The sequence below is a fragment of the Mesorhizobium sp. M0848 genome, assembly GCF_040319805.1.
GTDB lineage: Bacteria > Pseudomonadota > Alphaproteobacteria > Rhizobiales > Rhizobiaceae > Mesorhizobium.
The window spans coordinates 116,043-128,844 of sequence record NZ_JAMYOM010000002.1 but is presented as its reverse complement, the minus strand read 5'-3'; the positions used below and the strand labels follow the sequence as shown (position 1 = coordinate 128,844).

General features: G+C 64.3%; 15 protein-coding genes. 8 read left to right on the top strand and 7 right to left on the bottom strand.

From position 1 onward, the window contains the following. Positions 1 to 65: 65 nt before the first annotated feature. From NKH95_RS02520 to NKH95_RS02510, 3 genes are read left to right on the top strand one after another with little or no spacing between them, the layout of a single operon-like run. Positions 66 to 1,169, top strand: coding sequence for an ABC transporter ATP-binding protein (locus NKH95_RS02520; protein ID WP_352890950.1), 1,104 nt, complete (start codon positions 66 to 68; stop codon positions 1,167 to 1,169). After that, positions 1,166 to 2,038: an ABC transporter permease gene (locus NKH95_RS02515; protein WP_352609326.1), complete on the top strand. Its 873-nt coding sequence runs from the start codon at positions 1,166 to 1,168 to the stop codon at positions 2,036 to 2,038. Before NKH95_RS02520 ends, NKH95_RS02515 begins: the two co-directional genes overlap by 4 nt. Beyond that, a complete protein-coding gene (locus NKH95_RS02510; RefSeq protein WP_128302376.1) occupies positions 2,035 to 2,835 on the top strand; it encodes an ABC transporter permease in 801 nt (266 codons plus the stop codon). The genes NKH95_RS02515 and NKH95_RS02510 overlap by 4 nt, the downstream gene beginning before the upstream one ends. 91 nt (positions 2,836 to 2,926) lie before the next feature. Here NKH95_RS02510 and NKH95_RS02505 read toward each other — a convergent pair whose 3' ends face one another. Genes NKH95_RS02505 through NKH95_RS02480 form a run of 6 tightly spaced genes read right to left on the bottom strand, consistent with a single transcriptional unit; the run spans position 2,927 to position 7,280 of the window. Then, positions 2,927 to 4,186, bottom strand: a complete 1,260-nt coding sequence (locus tag NKH95_RS02505; protein WP_352890948.1) for an ABC transporter substrate-binding protein — start codon at positions 4,184 to 4,186, stop codon at positions 2,927 to 2,929. Positions 4,187 to 4,234: 48 nt separating this feature from the next. Continuing rightward, on the bottom strand, positions 4,235 to 4,663 hold the full coding sequence (locus NKH95_RS02500; RefSeq protein WP_023808818.1) for a DUF4440 domain-containing protein: 429 nt from the start codon (positions 4,661 to 4,663) through the stop codon (positions 4,235 to 4,237). Further along, entirely contained in the window at positions 4,660 to 5,715 is a 1,056-nt protein-coding gene (locus tag NKH95_RS02495) for an aldo/keto reductase (protein WP_352890946.1), read from the bottom strand. Before NKH95_RS02495 ends, NKH95_RS02500 begins: the two co-directional genes overlap by 4 nt. Beyond that, positions 5,712 to 6,065, bottom strand: coding sequence for a TIGR04076 family protein (locus NKH95_RS02490; protein ID WP_352891099.1), 354 nt, complete (start codon positions 6,063 to 6,065; stop codon positions 5,712 to 5,714). The genes NKH95_RS02495 and NKH95_RS02490 overlap by 4 nt, the downstream gene beginning before the upstream one ends. A gap of 1 nt (position 6,066) precedes the next feature. Next, complete coding sequence (locus NKH95_RS02485; RefSeq protein ID WP_352673978.1) at positions 6,067 to 6,549, bottom strand: DUF3830 family protein; 483 nt, start codon at positions 6,547 to 6,549, stop codon at positions 6,067 to 6,069. Further along, positions 6,546 to 7,280, bottom strand: a complete 735-nt coding sequence (locus tag NKH95_RS02480; protein WP_352751168.1) for a GntR family transcriptional regulator — start codon at positions 7,278 to 7,280, stop codon at positions 6,546 to 6,548. The genes NKH95_RS02485 and NKH95_RS02480 overlap by 4 nt, the downstream gene beginning before the upstream one ends. Positions 7,281 to 7,407: 127 nt before the next feature. On the opposite strand from NKH95_RS02480, the gene NKH95_RS02475 reads away from it, so the two are divergent. Genes NKH95_RS02475 through NKH95_RS02455 form a run of 5 tightly spaced genes read left to right on the top strand, consistent with a single transcriptional unit; the run spans position 7,408 to position 12,137 of the window. Beyond that, positions 7,408 to 8,208, top strand: a complete 801-nt coding sequence (locus NKH95_RS02475) for an ABC transporter ATP-binding protein (RefSeq protein ID WP_352673974.1) — start codon at positions 7,408 to 7,410, stop codon at positions 8,206 to 8,208. Further along, positions 8,205 to 8,954, top strand: coding sequence for a branched-chain amino acid ABC transporter ATP-binding protein (locus tag NKH95_RS02470; protein WP_352890943.1), 750 nt, complete (start codon positions 8,205 to 8,207; stop codon positions 8,952 to 8,954). The genes NKH95_RS02475 and NKH95_RS02470 overlap by 4 nt, the downstream gene beginning before the upstream one ends. Next, entirely contained in the window at positions 8,951 to 9,859 is a 909-nt protein-coding gene (locus tag NKH95_RS02465) for a branched-chain amino acid ABC transporter permease (RefSeq protein ID WP_352890941.1), read from the top strand. The genes NKH95_RS02470 and NKH95_RS02465 overlap by 4 nt, the downstream gene beginning before the upstream one ends. Further along, positions 9,856 to 10,839, top strand: coding sequence for a branched-chain amino acid ABC transporter permease (locus NKH95_RS02460; protein WP_023808826.1), 984 nt, complete (start codon positions 9,856 to 9,858; stop codon positions 10,837 to 10,839). Before NKH95_RS02465 ends, NKH95_RS02460 begins: the two co-directional genes overlap by 4 nt. Beyond that, the gene (locus NKH95_RS02455; RefSeq protein WP_352890938.1) at positions 10,836 to 12,137 is read left to right on the top strand and encodes an NAD(P)/FAD-dependent oxidoreductase; all 1,302 of its coding nucleotides are present in this window, start codon (positions 10,836 to 10,838) and stop codon (positions 12,135 to 12,137) included. The genes NKH95_RS02460 and NKH95_RS02455 overlap by 4 nt, the downstream gene beginning before the upstream one ends. Before the next feature lie 8 nt (positions 12,138 to 12,145). Here NKH95_RS02455 and NKH95_RS02450 read toward each other — a convergent pair whose 3' ends face one another. Beyond that, positions 12,146 to 12,802 carry a GntR family transcriptional regulator gene (locus NKH95_RS02450; protein WP_023808828.1) on the bottom strand — a complete coding sequence of 219 codons (657 nt, stop codon included), beginning with the start codon at positions 12,800 to 12,802 and terminating at the stop codon, positions 12,146 to 12,148.

Sequence of the window (12,802 nt, the reverse complement as noted above, 5' to 3'; positions counted from 1 at the left end):
CCATGCCTTCGAAGGACCAGGCGGTCCGGAATTCCGGACCGCCGAAGCGTATGCGAGAGTATTTCATGAACCAGAACACCGACCTCTTGACGCTGCGGTCCGTCTCGAAATCCTACGGCACGGTTCCCGTGCTGCACGACATCGACCTGTCGATCCGGGACGGTGAGTTCCTCACCGTTCTTGGACCATCCGGCTCCGGCAAGACCACGGTGCTGCGGCTGATCGGCGGGCTGGAGCCGCTGACGTCGGGCGAGATCCACCTTGATGGGCAAGACATCAGCCGCATGCCGATCAACCGGCGGCCGTTCAATACCGTGTTCCAGGACTATGCGCTGTTCCCGCACCTGACCGTTTCCGGCAATGTCGGCTACGGGCTTTCGGTTCGCCATATCCAGCGCAAGGAAATCGCGCGCCGTGTCGCGGAGGCGCTGGAGTTAGTCCAGCTTGGGCGTTTCGCCGACCGCTTTCCCGCGCAGCTCTCCGGCGGCCAACGCCAGCGCGTCGCGCTTGCCCGTGCGCTGATCTGCCAGCCACGCCTGATCCTGCTCGACGAGCCGCTGGCGGCGCTCGACCTCGAACTGCGCCGGCAGATGCAGGTGTTCCTGAAGTCCATCCAGCGCGAAATCAAGACCACCTTCGTGTTCGTCACCCATGACCAGGAAGAAGCCATCGGCATGGCCGATCGGATCTGCGTCATGGAGGCCGGCCATATCCGCCAGCACGGCACGCCGCACGACCTTTACTACAGGCCGAATTGCGAGTTCGTCGCGCGCTTCTTCGGCGAGAACAATCTGATGTCCGGAAAACTTGGGCCGGTGCAGGGCGAGCTGCGATCGATCGAGACGGCGCTCGGCCGCCTGGTCTGCTCGATCAGTGACCAGCCGCATTTGAAGGCTGCAGCGGACGGCGCCAGCGCCTACGCCGCATTCCGTCCCGAGGCCTTGCATCTTGCAGACGCAAAGGACACCGACAACCGTTTTTCCGGCACGATCTCCGACATGGCCTTTGCCGGCTCATCGAGCGTCGCCACCATCGCGGCAGGCCCAGACAATGCTGCGCAACGCTTGCGGCTGCGCGTGCCGAGCCGCATCGACGGCAGCGCGCTCAAATCCGGCGAGGCTGTATCGCTTTCGTTTGCGCCGCATGAAGGCCATCTGGTGCTGGCATGAGCGAAGCCGGCTCGACACTCACTGCGGAAAGACGACTGTCGCTGCTGGTCACGGTGCTGGCGTTTGCCTTGCCGGTTGTCTTCGTCCTGGTGCCGCTGGCGATCTTCCTCGGCTACAGCTTCTTCAGTGTCGACCAGGGCACCATCGTCTACGGGTTGTCCCTGGGCAACTATATCAGGTTCTTCACCGATCCGGTCTTTCTGCCGGTGTTCTGGAACACCATCGTGCTGTGCGTGTCGGTGGCCATCATCTGCATCCTACTTGCCTATCCCGCCGCCTACTTCCTGACGACGCTGAAAGGCCGTTGGCGCTATGCCTTGCTGATGCTGCTGCTGGTGCCGCTGCTGATGAGCTACGTCATCAAGATCTATGCGATCCGCAGCATCCTCGGCCTCAACGGCTTCCTCAACAAGGCGCTGGTGGCGCTCGGCATCCTGCAGGAACCGTCGACGCTTTTCGTGTTCAACATGAACGCCATCCTGCTGACGCTGACGCTACTTTTGATTCCCTTCGCCATCCTGCCGATCTTCCTGTCGCTGGAGCGGATTCCGCAGGTGCTGCTGCGTGCCTCGGACGATCTGGGGGCCAGCAGCTTGCAGACCTTCCTGCGCATCACCTTGCCGCTCAGCCTGCCCGGCGTCGCTTCGGCGGCGAGCTTCGTCTTCGTGCTGGCGATCGGCGATTTCCTGACGCCGCAAATGGTCGGCGGCATCAGCGGCTTCACCTTCGGCCGCATCCTCTACAGCCAGTTCGGCACGGCCTATAACTGGCCGTTCGGCGCGGCGCTGTCGGTGGCGCTGGCCGTCGTGGTGATCGCCGCAATCCTCGTCGGCGAACGCTTTGGCCGCAACCGGGGGACTTCGGTATGAGCGCCCTGCCCCGACTGTCCACGATCTTTCTGGCCGCGATCACGACACTGGTTGCGGTGCTGCTCTACAGCCCGCTGTTCGTGCCGATCGTGTCGTCGTTCTTCACCATTTCGCATGGCTCCGTCGACTGGTCGGCGCCGACCCTGTCGACCTATGTGGCGCTGGCTGAAAACCACGACATACTGGTCGCCTTGCGCACCACGCTGATCGTCGGCGTCTGCACCGTCATCCTGTCGGTGGTCAGCGGAACGCTGCTGGCGCTCTATTATCATGGGCGCCGCTCCGGACGCTCGCTGCTGCAGTTCATCATCTTCCTGCCGTTCCTGATGCCTCCGATCATCAGCGGCCTGGCGCTGCTGATCTTCTTTCGCGAAATCGGTCTCGAACGCTCGCTGCTGACGGTCGTCATCGGCCATACGGTTTTCGTGCTGGCGATCGTCTACCGCACGGTGCTGATGCGGCTGCAGTCGATGAGCCGCACGCTGGTCGAAGCGTCCTACGATCTCGGTGCCACGGGCTGGCAGACCTTTTGGCGCATCATCCTGCCGAACCTGTCGAGCGCCATGGTCGGCGGCGCCATCCTGGCCTTCGCCCTGTCGTTCGACGAGACCATGATCACCATCCTGGTCACCGGCACGCAAAGCACGCTGCCGGTCAGGTTGTGGGCGATGATGCGGCTTGGCTTCTCACCCGACATCAATGCGCTGGTGGCGCTGATCCTGATGTTCACCGTGCTGCTCTGCGTGCTTGCCGCCCGCTTTCTCATCCCCAGACAGCTCGCAACGGAACGGACTTGAGTGCCGGGCAAAAGAGCCGCAACGAAGCAGCCATAGTCTTGGTCCGGCATCGACGCTGACGCAATCGATGCCGGACAAAACAGAATGACGCCTACTGAAGCTTGGCTTGCAAGGCGTTGACATCGTCGGTGGTCATTTCGCCGTCGGTCGCCACCTTGCCGTCGACGATCTTCCACAGCCGGAACGGGCCTGTGATGTCGCCATATTTGTCGAAGGCGACCGGGCCGATGACGCCTTCATAGCGGATCGGCTTGCCGTCCTTGATCAGGCCGAGCGCCTTGGCGAACTCTTCCTTGCCGGCAAAGATCGGCGTGCCGGCCGGATCGACCGCCTTGTAAATCGCGTCCTTGATCTTGGCCGGATCCTCCGAACCGGCAATGGCAATGGCGAGGCCAACAATCGCGCCGGCGTCATAGGAACGGTCGGCCGCCGGATTGGTCGGTTCGATGCCGGAGAATTCCTTGTAGTTCTTGGTGAAGTACTCCGTCGAGGCCGTCGGGCTGGTGCCCGACGACGTGCCGTAGGCTTCCTTCAGATAATCGGCGCCGACGGATTCGATGAAATCCGGGCTGTTCATGCCGTCATTGAGCAGGAATTTCTGCACGCCGCCCTGCGAGATCCAGGTACGGGCGACCGTAGCGCCGTCGACCGGCGTGCTGACGAGATAGAGGCCGTCGGGCTCGCCAGCCATCGCCGCCGTGACTTCCGAGGCATAGCTCGACTGCTTTTCATTGTAAGGCGTGTCGGAGACAATGGTGCCGCCGAGCGCTTTGTAGGCACGCGAGAATTCGGCCACCATGTTGACGCCGAAATCGTTGTTGACGTGGATGATCGATAGCTTCTTGAAACCCTTGTCGATTGCGTATTTGGCGGCGGCAACGCCCTGCAGCGCATCCGAGGTGATGGTGCGGAAGAAGATGCCGTTGGTCTTGCCGTCGCGGCCGAGCGCGGTCAGCGTCGGCGAGGACGAAGCCGGCGAGACCTGGACGATCTTGGCGGGTGCCGTGACCGAGGTCAGGATCGGGATCGACACCGAAGAGATGATGCCACCGATGATGACCGGCACCTTCTTGACCTGAACCAACTGGGTGGCGGCGTCGACGGCGATGTTGCCCTGGCTCTGGCTGTCGCGCGTGTCGGTGACGAGATCGCAGCCGCGCACACCGCCGGCTCCGTTGATGTCGCGGAAGGCCATCTCGACCGACTTGGCCCCGGCCTGACCGTATTCGCCGGCCTGGCCGGTCAGTTCCATGACGAGGCCGACGGTGATCTTGCAATCGGCTGCCTGCGCGGCACCCGCCATCGTGACGAGGGCGAGCGCGGTGGTGAGTTGGAGTATCGTCTTTGTCATTGTTGTTCCCCTTTCGTTACTCGACTGTATTTGAATTCTGGAGCCTGTTCAGCGTTCCGGCACCTGCAGCCAGGTCTCATGCAGATGTCGCCATTCGACGCCGTTGGGCGCCGATGAACTGGTGGTGAAGACGGCGCTCGACTGGCGGCGGCTGTGCTTGCCTGCGCGCAGCTGCGCTTCGACATAAAGGACGACGATGGTATCGGCGTCCTGCCAGCCGGGCCGGATGTCCTCGATCGAAATGGCAAAACCGTCGTCGCAAGAGGCGCGGCTTGAGCGGACATGGTCGACGACCGCTTCGCGATCGAGGACCTGCCCGTCCGGCGCGACCATGCTGAGGTCTTTGCCCATGGCGCGTTCGAAGCGGCCGAAGTCCACCGTATTGGCGCGTGCGGCGACGAACCAGTCGACGAAGAAGCGATGCAGGTCGATGATTTCGGCGCTGGCGCGTGAAAACAGGGAGGGTTCGCCGCTCATTTCTTCCCCGCATTGAGGTTGTAATGCATGATCGAGCCATGGCGGCCATGGCGGTCGCGCTCCAGCGTGTAGACATCGCCTTCGAGGCCGGTGCCTTGCGCGATGACGGCAGCAATCCGCGCCCGGTCCTCGGCGTCGAGTGCAACGTCCATTATTTTCGCATTGGCCAGCGCATGCGCCTGATTGCGGGCGCCGACGATGACGGCCGCCACTTGCGGCTGTTCGAGCACCCAGGCGCTGGCGATGGTGGCGATGTCGACGCCATGACGGTCGCCAACCGCCTTCAGCGCCTGAAGCAGCTGCTGGAACAGATCCCAGCCGCCGAAATCATCGATGATCAGCTTGTATTTGACCAGCGAGCGGTTTTCGAGCGGCTTGGCGGGTTCGGCCGCACCTAGCCATTTGTCGCTGAGGAAACCGCCGGCAACCGAGCCGTAACAGAGGAAGCTGACGCCGTTCTGTTTTGCCAGCGCCGCCAGGCTGTTGCCCGGCCGTTGGTCGAGTACCGAATATTGCAGTTGCTGGCTGACCAGCGTGATGCCGGTAGCGAGGATTTCGGTGAGCCTAGGCGTGTCGAAGTTGGTGGTGCCGAGATTGCGCACCTTGCCTTCCAGCCGAAGCTCGTTGAGCCAGCCCATGGCATCGACATAGCGCGGCTGTTCATAGTCCCACCAATGGAACTGCACGAGATCGAGCCGTTCGGTCTTCAGCCGCCGCAGCGACTGATCAACGATGCCCCTGATGTAGTCGCGGCTGATGCTGGCCAGCCGTTCGAGGTCGGGCACCAGCTTGGTGTGCACCTTCATCCTGGCGGCAACGTCGAGGCCGCGCTCGCTGGCCAGCCGCAGGCGCGCGGCACCGATGAGTTCCTCGACGCCGGTGTAGATGTCGGCGCAATCATAGGTCCAGATGCCGGCATCGAAAGTGGCGATCAGATCGGCCACCGCTTGGCTGCGGTCGATGGCGCCGTGGCCGCCGGCCAGCTGCCAGCCGCCGCGAATGACGCGAGAGATAGTGTAGCCGGGGCCGAGGTCGAAGGTCTTGGCGGTCATGTCAGGTCATCCTCCTTCGGCAGCGGCACCGCTGTGGTCTCGGCGTGGCTGAACCGTCGCTTGGCCACCCTGACGATCCGCAGCCGGCTGGCGCAATTGGGATCGGGACAAGCGATCTCGGCGTCCGATGTCATCCAGTCGTTCCTGTCGGTAGGGCGCTGCTTGGCCGCCAGCAGCGGCAAGACGGCGGCGAGCGAATAGATCGAAAACCCCTGCCCTGCCGGCATCGAAAGCATCTCGCCCTTGAGCTCGAAATAGTCGCCGGCCCTGGCGCCGCAATAGATCGGTTTTCCCTCGGGGATGACCGCCTCGACGCGAAGATCGAAGAGTTCGAAACTGTCGTCGGTCAGTTCAGGCCTCCACCAGGCTGAAGGTGACATCGCAGGCGCCGTTGCGCCGGATGACGCCGCAAGCGGCGGCGAACTGATCGCGCTCCCCGGCACGCACCTGCGCCACCACGCTGCCGGCCAGCCAGCCGATCGGGAACAACAGCCGCGCCCCCTGCCCGTAGTAGAGGCCGATGTCGAAGATCGCATTGGGATTGCCGCCCCACATGCGTGGCGGCACATAGGACAGGACGATGTCGCCCGGCTGCGGCGTCAGCGTCGCGTTCTCGGCCGGCAACGGTTTTGCATAGGCCTGGCCCTCGAGGGCGGCGGCGGGAACTGGACAGGAAATCTCAGGCCCTGTCCACATCGCATGGATACCCGGAACGACGCGTGGCGTGCCGAGATAGGCCAAGAGGAAGGCAGCGTTTTCCGGCGCCTTCTCGGACAGCAACAATGCGGTGACGGAAAGCTTCGAACGTGGCTCGGTGATCCTGATGGCGGTCATGTCTGGTCTTTCGCGGCGGCAGCTTGCAGCTTGCTACGCAGGAAGGTGAAGGGGCGGCTGATGTCGGCGACCAGCGACTCGCGCGCCGACTGCGCATCCTGCGTGGCCAGCGCAGTGACGATGCGGCGGTGATACTGGGCGGTGTCGACCTCGCCGGCTTCCGAGAAGGCGTAGATGGCGACGCGAATGCAGGGGCCCGATTGCAGCCACAGGCTCTCGATCATCGGGATCAGCACGGCCGAGCCGCAGGAGCGGTAGATCTCGAAATGAAAGCTCTGGTTGAGCGTCACTTCGCGATCGACGTCCTTCTTGTGTTTCAGCGCCCGCATCTCGTCCCATTCGCCGAGAATGGTTTCGATGGTGGCGATCTGGCGCGGGCCCATGCGGGCGGCCGCCAGCGCGATCGCCTCGCCTTCGATCAGGATGCGGGCACGCAGGAGATCGTCGAGGCGTTCCAGCGTGATCGGCGGCACGCGCACCGAACGGTTGGGCAACGCCTCCAGCGCCTTTTCCGTGATCAGCCGGCCGAGCGCCTCGCGCACCGGCATGGTCGAGGTGACCAAGGCGTCAGCCAAGCCCCGGATGGTCAGTACCTGGCTTGGCTCGAACAGGCCGCCGATCAAGGCGCGGCGCAGTTCGGAGTAGACGCGGTCCTGCACCGTTTCGCGGCCGACCGGCGCAAGCTGGGCAGCGATCGCCTCGTTGTTCTTTTCGATGGCAGCCTTTTGCATGGAATTCCGCTCTTGGCCGGTTTTCGGCTTGCGGATGAAATTAAAGCCGAATAGCGTGATCAAAGCAAGTGTGATCACAAATCAATAATCAGGAGACGGCAATGATCGTCTTCGGCCAGAGGGTTTGATGAGCGAGGCAGCGGAAAGGCACGGGGCGGAAACCCGCGCGCCGGTTCTGACGGCAAGGAACGTCGTCAGGCGGTTCGGCGGCCTTGTCGCCGTCAACGACGTCTCGTTTGACGTCAAAGCGGGAGAAATCCTCGGCCTGATTGGCCCCAACGGCGCCGGCAAGACGACGATGTTCGACCTGCTCGCCGGCAGCATCCTGCCGACCAGCGGCGAAATCCTTGTCAACGGCACGCCTGTCTCGGGCGAAGCGGCACATCTGCGCATCGGCCGTGGCCTTGGCCGCACGTTTCAGATACCGCGCCCACTGCCCAATTTGACGCTGATCGAAAACATCATGCTGGCGGCACAGGGCCAGGCCGGTGAAAAGCTGCTTGCCAATTTCGTGACGCCATGGCGCGTCGCCGCGCAGGAGAGAGCGGCCAGGGCAAAGGCGCTCGAACTGCTGGAACTGGTCACCCTCACCCATCTCGCGCATGAGCCGGCGCGTGTGCTTTCGGGCGGTCAGCGCAAGCTGCTCGAACTCGCCCGCGTTATGATGGCCCACCCGGCGATCATCCTGCTCGACGAACCGGCGGCGGGGGTCAACGCGACGCTGCTCGAAGTCATCATCGACCGCATCCGCGACATCAACGCGCGCGGCATCACCTTCCTGCTGATCGAGCACAACATCGACATGGTGACGCGGCTTTGCCATCGCGTCCTGGTCATGGCGAGCGGCCAGTTGCTCAGCGAAGGCACGGCGGAAGAAGTCGCCCGCGACCCGCGCGTCATCGAGGCCTATCTCGGAGGCGTGGTATGAGCGAAACCGTCCTCAATGTCCGTGACCTCGAAGCCGGTTACGAGCCCGGCGTGCCGATCGTGCGCGGCGCCTCGATCACCGTCAAAAAGAGTGAGATCGTCGTCGTCCTTGGCCCCAACGGCGCCGGCAAGTCAAGCTTCATCAAGGCAATCGCCGGCCTCGTCCCGATCACCGGCGGCACGGTGTTTCTGGACGGCAAGGACATCACGGCCGCGCCTGCCCACACCATGGTTCGGCTCGGGCTTGCCTTCGTGCCGCAGACCGAAAACATCTTTCCGCTGATGTCGGTCGAGGACAATCTCAAAGTCGCCTGCGGCATCCTCGAACGGCGCGAGATCCCTGGCCGCATCGAGGAGATGTATTCGGCCTTCCCCGATCTCGTGCGCCAGCGTCGCACCGCCGCCGGCAATTTGTCGGGCGGGCAGCGGCAGATGCTGGCCGTCGCGCGCGCGCTGATCGTCCACCCCAAAGTGCTGGTTCTGGACGAGCCGTCGGCCGGCCTGTCGCCGAAATTCGTCTCGATGGTGTTCGAGATGCTGGCCGGCATCCGCAAGTCCGGCGTCACCATCCTTTTGGTCGAGCAGAATGCCAAGGCGGCACTCGCCATCGGCGACCGCGCCTATGTGCTGGTCGAAGGCAAGGACCGGCACGAGGGCATCGCCTCCGAACTATGGAACGATCCGGTGGTCGCCGAACTCTATCTTGGCCAGCGCCCCCGTAAGGCCGACACGGGAGGTGCGGCATGAGCCTGCAATTTGTCGTCGACGGATTGCTGACGGGTTCGATGATCGGCCTCGGCGCCATCGGCGTGACGCTCACCTATTCGATCCTGCGCTTCTCGAACTTTGCCCATGGCGACTTCATGGCCTGGGGAACCTATGCGACGCTGGCCGTCGTCAGCGCCATCGGCGCGACAGTCGGCAAGGTGGCGCCGATCGCACCGTTGTCCTTCGGCTGGCCGCTCATTGTTGCGCTCGCTATCGGCATGGCCTTCACCGCGCTCTTGGCGCTGCTGCTCGACAAGGTGCTGTTTTCGCGGCTTCGCTCGCAAGGCCAGGCGATCATCGTGGTGATGGCGAGCTTCGGCGCCTCGATGGCGCTGAGAAGCTTGCTCGAATTCACTTTCACCTCGCGGCCGACCTATTTCAGCCGGGCAATCCAGATCGCCATGCCGGTCGGCTTCGGCATCCGCATCACGCCCGACCAGATCGCCCTGCTGCTACTGACCGCGGTGCTGGTGCTCGGCGTGCATCTGTTGATGACGCGCACGCAAACCGGCCGCTCGATGCAGGCCTTGAGCCAGAACGCAGCATTGGCCCGCATCGTCGGCATCGACGTCGCCGGCGTGGTGCGCGTCACCTGGGTCATCGGCGGGGCGCTCGCCTGCGTGGCCGGCGTGATGATCGGCATCCTGGTGCAGATCCGCCCGTTCATGGGCTTCGACATGCTGCTGCCGATGTTCGCTGCCGCCATTCTCGGCGGGATCGGCAGCATCCCCGGCGCGGTGCTCGGTGGCTTGATCATCGGGCTCGCCGAAGCCGGTGCAGTGCAGCTGATAGGAGCCGAGTGGCGCGCCGCGGTCTCCTTCATCATCCTGATGGCGGTGCTGTTCGTCCGGCCGATCGGCCTGTTTGGTGTGAGGGAACGCTGATGGACCTGCTCGGCTACGGCGCCTTCTTCCTGACCACCGCGCTGATCTTTTCGCTGGTCACGCTGGGGCTCAATCTGCAATGGGGGCTGACCGGCCTGTTCAATGTCGGCCTCGCCGGCTTCGTCGCCATCGGCGCCTATACATCGGCGCTGCTGACCACACCGGACGATGCCGCGCGGCTGGGCGGCTTCGGCCTGCCGATCCTTGTCGGCTGGCTCGGCGCCATGGTTGTCGGCGGCATCGCCGCGGCGCTTACCGGCATGGCGACGCTGCGGCTGAGATCCGACTATCTTGCGATCACCACCTTCGGCGTCGCCGTGGTGGTGCAACTGGTCGCGCTCAACGCGCAGAAGCTGACCGGCGGCCCGTTCGGCATCGGTTTCATCCCGCGCCCCTTCGGCAGCCTTGCCGAGACGCCGCTGCTGTTCAACCTGTCCAACCTCGCGGTCGTATCGGTGGTGACGCTGATCGCCTATCTCGCTTTGGAGCACCTGTCGCGCAGCCCATGGGGGCGGGTTTTGAAGGCGTTGCGCGAGGATGAGCGGGCGGCGATCTCGCTTGGCAAGAGCGCGCGTTTCTACCGCGTCCAGGCCTTTGCCGTCGGCGGCGCCATCATGGCGCTGGCCGGCGCGCTGCAGGCGCACTTCACCGGCTTCATCGCGCCGGACAATTACCTGCCGATCCTGACCTTCCAGGTCTGGGTGATGCTGATCGTCGGCGGCTCGGGCAGTAATCTTGGCGCCGTCATCGGCAGCATCCTGGTGTGGGCGATATGGGCCGGATCGGGCACGCTGACCAGCATCCTGTTCCCGCCGGAACAGCAGGCTCGCGCCGCCGCGCTGCAGATCGCCGCCATCGGCGTCATGCTCTGCGTCATCCTGCTGATCCGGCCGAACGGCCTGTTCGGCGACAGGCCGCGGCGGCGCCGCTTCAGCAAGCGGGCGAAGATCGCTGCGGGCGAGAGCAGTTCCGGCTCATGAATGCCGTGATCCGGCAGGAGGCACAAGGCGCTTCGCTCTGGCATGCCGTCAGCGGTAGCCGCCGCGAGCGGCCGGCGCTGCAAGGTGGGCTCAATGTCGACCTGGCCATTGTCGGCGGCGGCTTTTCCGGCCTTTCAACCGCGCTGCACGCCGCCGGGAAAGGCCTTTCCGTCGCCGTTCTCGAAGCCGAATTCATCGCCTGGGGCGCGACCGGCAGGAATGCGGGATTTGTCGTGCCGAACTTCGCCAAGATGGACCCGGCCGACATACTGGCCCATCTCGGACCGTCGCGCGGCGAAAGGCTGATCGATTTCGCCGCCGGCAGCGCCGACCTGGTCTTCCGCCTGATCCGGCAGCACGGCATCGACTGCGACGCCGTGCAGAACGGATGGATCCAGCCAGCGCATTCGCCTGCCGCCTTCGAGAAGGTCAAGTCACGTGCCGGGCAATGGGCACAGCGTGGCCGGCCGGCTGTCACATTGGATCGGCAGGATGTCGAAGCCCTGACGGGAGTGCCAGGTTATGTCGGTGGCTGGATGGATCGTTGCGGCGGCGTGCTCAATCCGGTCGCCTATGCGCGCGGGCTCGCCGATGCGGCGGAGAAGGCCGGCGCGAAGATCTTCGAGCAGACGCGCGTCACCTCGGTTGATCGCATAGCCGATGGCTGGGTGCTGAAAACGCCGGTGGGATCGGTACGCGCCGCAAAGGTGCTGATCGCCACCAACGCCTATGGCTGGTCCCTCAACCCGTCATTGCAGCGAACCTATTTCCCGCTCAAGGTTTTCCAAATCGCCACGGCGCCGCTGCCGCCCGAAATCCGCGCGCGCCTGTTACCCGGTGGGCAAGGTGTCGGCGACACCAGGCGCAATCTGTTCACATTCCGCTTCGACGCCGAAAACCGGCTGATCAGCGGCGGCATGCATATCCTTGGCGCCGGTGCGGATACGCGCGTACCGCAGACGATCTGGCGAAGGCTTGGCCGGCATCTCGGTCTGCCCGATCTCCCGCCGCTTGCCTACAGCTGGTCGGGAATGGCGGCGGTCGAACCGGATTTCCTGCCGCACCTGATCGACCTCGGTCCGGGCCTGATCGCCGGACGCGCCTGCAACGGCCGCGGCATCGCCATGACCACAGCGATGGGCAAGGTGCTGGCCGACTGGGCCGGAACCGAGGCCCGCGACCTGCCGCTGCCCTTCGCGCCACCGGCGCCTATCCCGTTCCATGCCTTGCTGCGGCATGCGCCCAACATGCTGCTCGGCTGGAGCATGCTGCGCGACCGGCTGGACGGGACGAGCTAGGCCGACGGCTACCTGGCAGCGTCAAGGTTTGCAGATAATACGGCGGCCGCCACGGCGATGTCCTCTTCTATGAAAGTCCGCACAGTGGGACCGCTGCGCCGCTCCAGCGCGGCGACGATCTTGCGATGCGCGTCGTTGGACTGCGGGATGTAGCGATCGGCCTGCATCAGCAGCTTGAGATAAGGCCCAACCCGCCCCCAGAGGTCGCGGATCATGTTGAGCAGGATCGGCGCGCCGGCATGCTGGTAGATGGCGAAGTGGAACGCCTCGTTCAACGAGAGATAGGCCCTGGCGTCGCCGGCCTCGATGGCACGCTGCATGCCGGCGAGCGTCGCCTGTATGTCAGCCAGTCCGCTTTCGCTCATCCTGGTCGCCGCCATCTCGCCCGCCAGTCCCTCGACGGCGATACGGATGCGCGTCAGTTCCTCGAAGGCGGGCGCGGACAGCAACGGCACGATGACCGAGCGGTTGTTCTGCATCTCGAGCAGTCGCTCGGCGACAAGCCGCTGCAGCGCCTCGCGGATTGGCGTCGTCGAGATGCCGAACGTTTCGGCGAGCTTGCGGATGACCAGCGTCTGCCCCGGGCTGAAGCCGCCTGAAATCAACTCCTGCTTGAGCGCGCCATAGGCGCGGTCATTCAGGGTTTGATGTTCGAGCTTCAGCAT

What these genes read in the sequence shown, in the direction of transcription:
- NKH95_RS02520 (WP_352890950.1), top strand. Translation starts at nt 66, where the DNA reads ATGAACCAGAACACCGACCTCTTGACGCTGCGGTCCGTCTCGAAATCC.
- NKH95_RS02455 (WP_352890938.1), top strand. Translation starts at nt 10,836, where the DNA reads ATGAATGCCGTGATCCGGCAGGAGGCACAAGGCGCTTCGCTCTGGCAT.
- NKH95_RS02485 (WP_352673978.1), bottom strand. Translation starts at nt 6,549, where the DNA reads ATGACCGCCATCAGGATCACCGAGCCACGTTCGAAGCTTTCCGTCACC.
- NKH95_RS02480 (WP_352751168.1), bottom strand. Translation starts at nt 7,280, where the DNA reads ATGCAAAAGGCTGCCATCGAAAAGAACAACGAGGCGATCGCTGCCCAG.
- NKH95_RS02475 (WP_352673974.1), top strand. Translation starts at nt 7,408, where the DNA reads ATGAGCGAGGCAGCGGAAAGGCACGGGGCGGAAACCCGCGCGCCGGTT.
- NKH95_RS02510 (WP_128302376.1), top strand. Translation starts at nt 2,035, where the DNA reads ATGAGCGCCCTGCCCCGACTGTCCACGATCTTTCTGGCCGCGATCACG.
- NKH95_RS02465 (WP_352890941.1), top strand. Translation starts at nt 8,951, where the DNA reads ATGAGCCTGCAATTTGTCGTCGACGGATTGCTGACGGGTTCGATGATC.
- NKH95_RS02505 (WP_352890948.1), bottom strand. Translation starts at nt 4,186, where the DNA reads ATGACAAAGACGATACTCCAACTCACCACCGCGCTCGCCCTCGTCACG.
- NKH95_RS02450 (WP_023808828.1), bottom strand. Translation starts at nt 12,802, where the DNA reads ATGCTGAAGCTCGAACATCAAACCCTGAATGACCGCGCCTATGGCGCG.
- NKH95_RS02515 (WP_352609326.1), top strand. Translation starts at nt 1,166, where the DNA reads ATGAGCGAAGCCGGCTCGACACTCACTGCGGAAAGACGACTGTCGCTG.
- NKH95_RS02495 (WP_352890946.1), bottom strand. Translation starts at nt 5,715, where the DNA reads ATGACCGCCAAGACCTTCGACCTCGGCCCCGGCTACACTATCTCTCGC.
- NKH95_RS02470 (WP_352890943.1), top strand. Translation starts at nt 8,205, where the DNA reads ATGAGCGAAACCGTCCTCAATGTCCGTGACCTCGAAGCCGGTTACGAG.
- NKH95_RS02500 (WP_023808818.1), bottom strand. Translation starts at nt 4,663, where the DNA reads ATGAGCGGCGAACCCTCCCTGTTTTCACGCGCCAGCGCCGAAATCATC.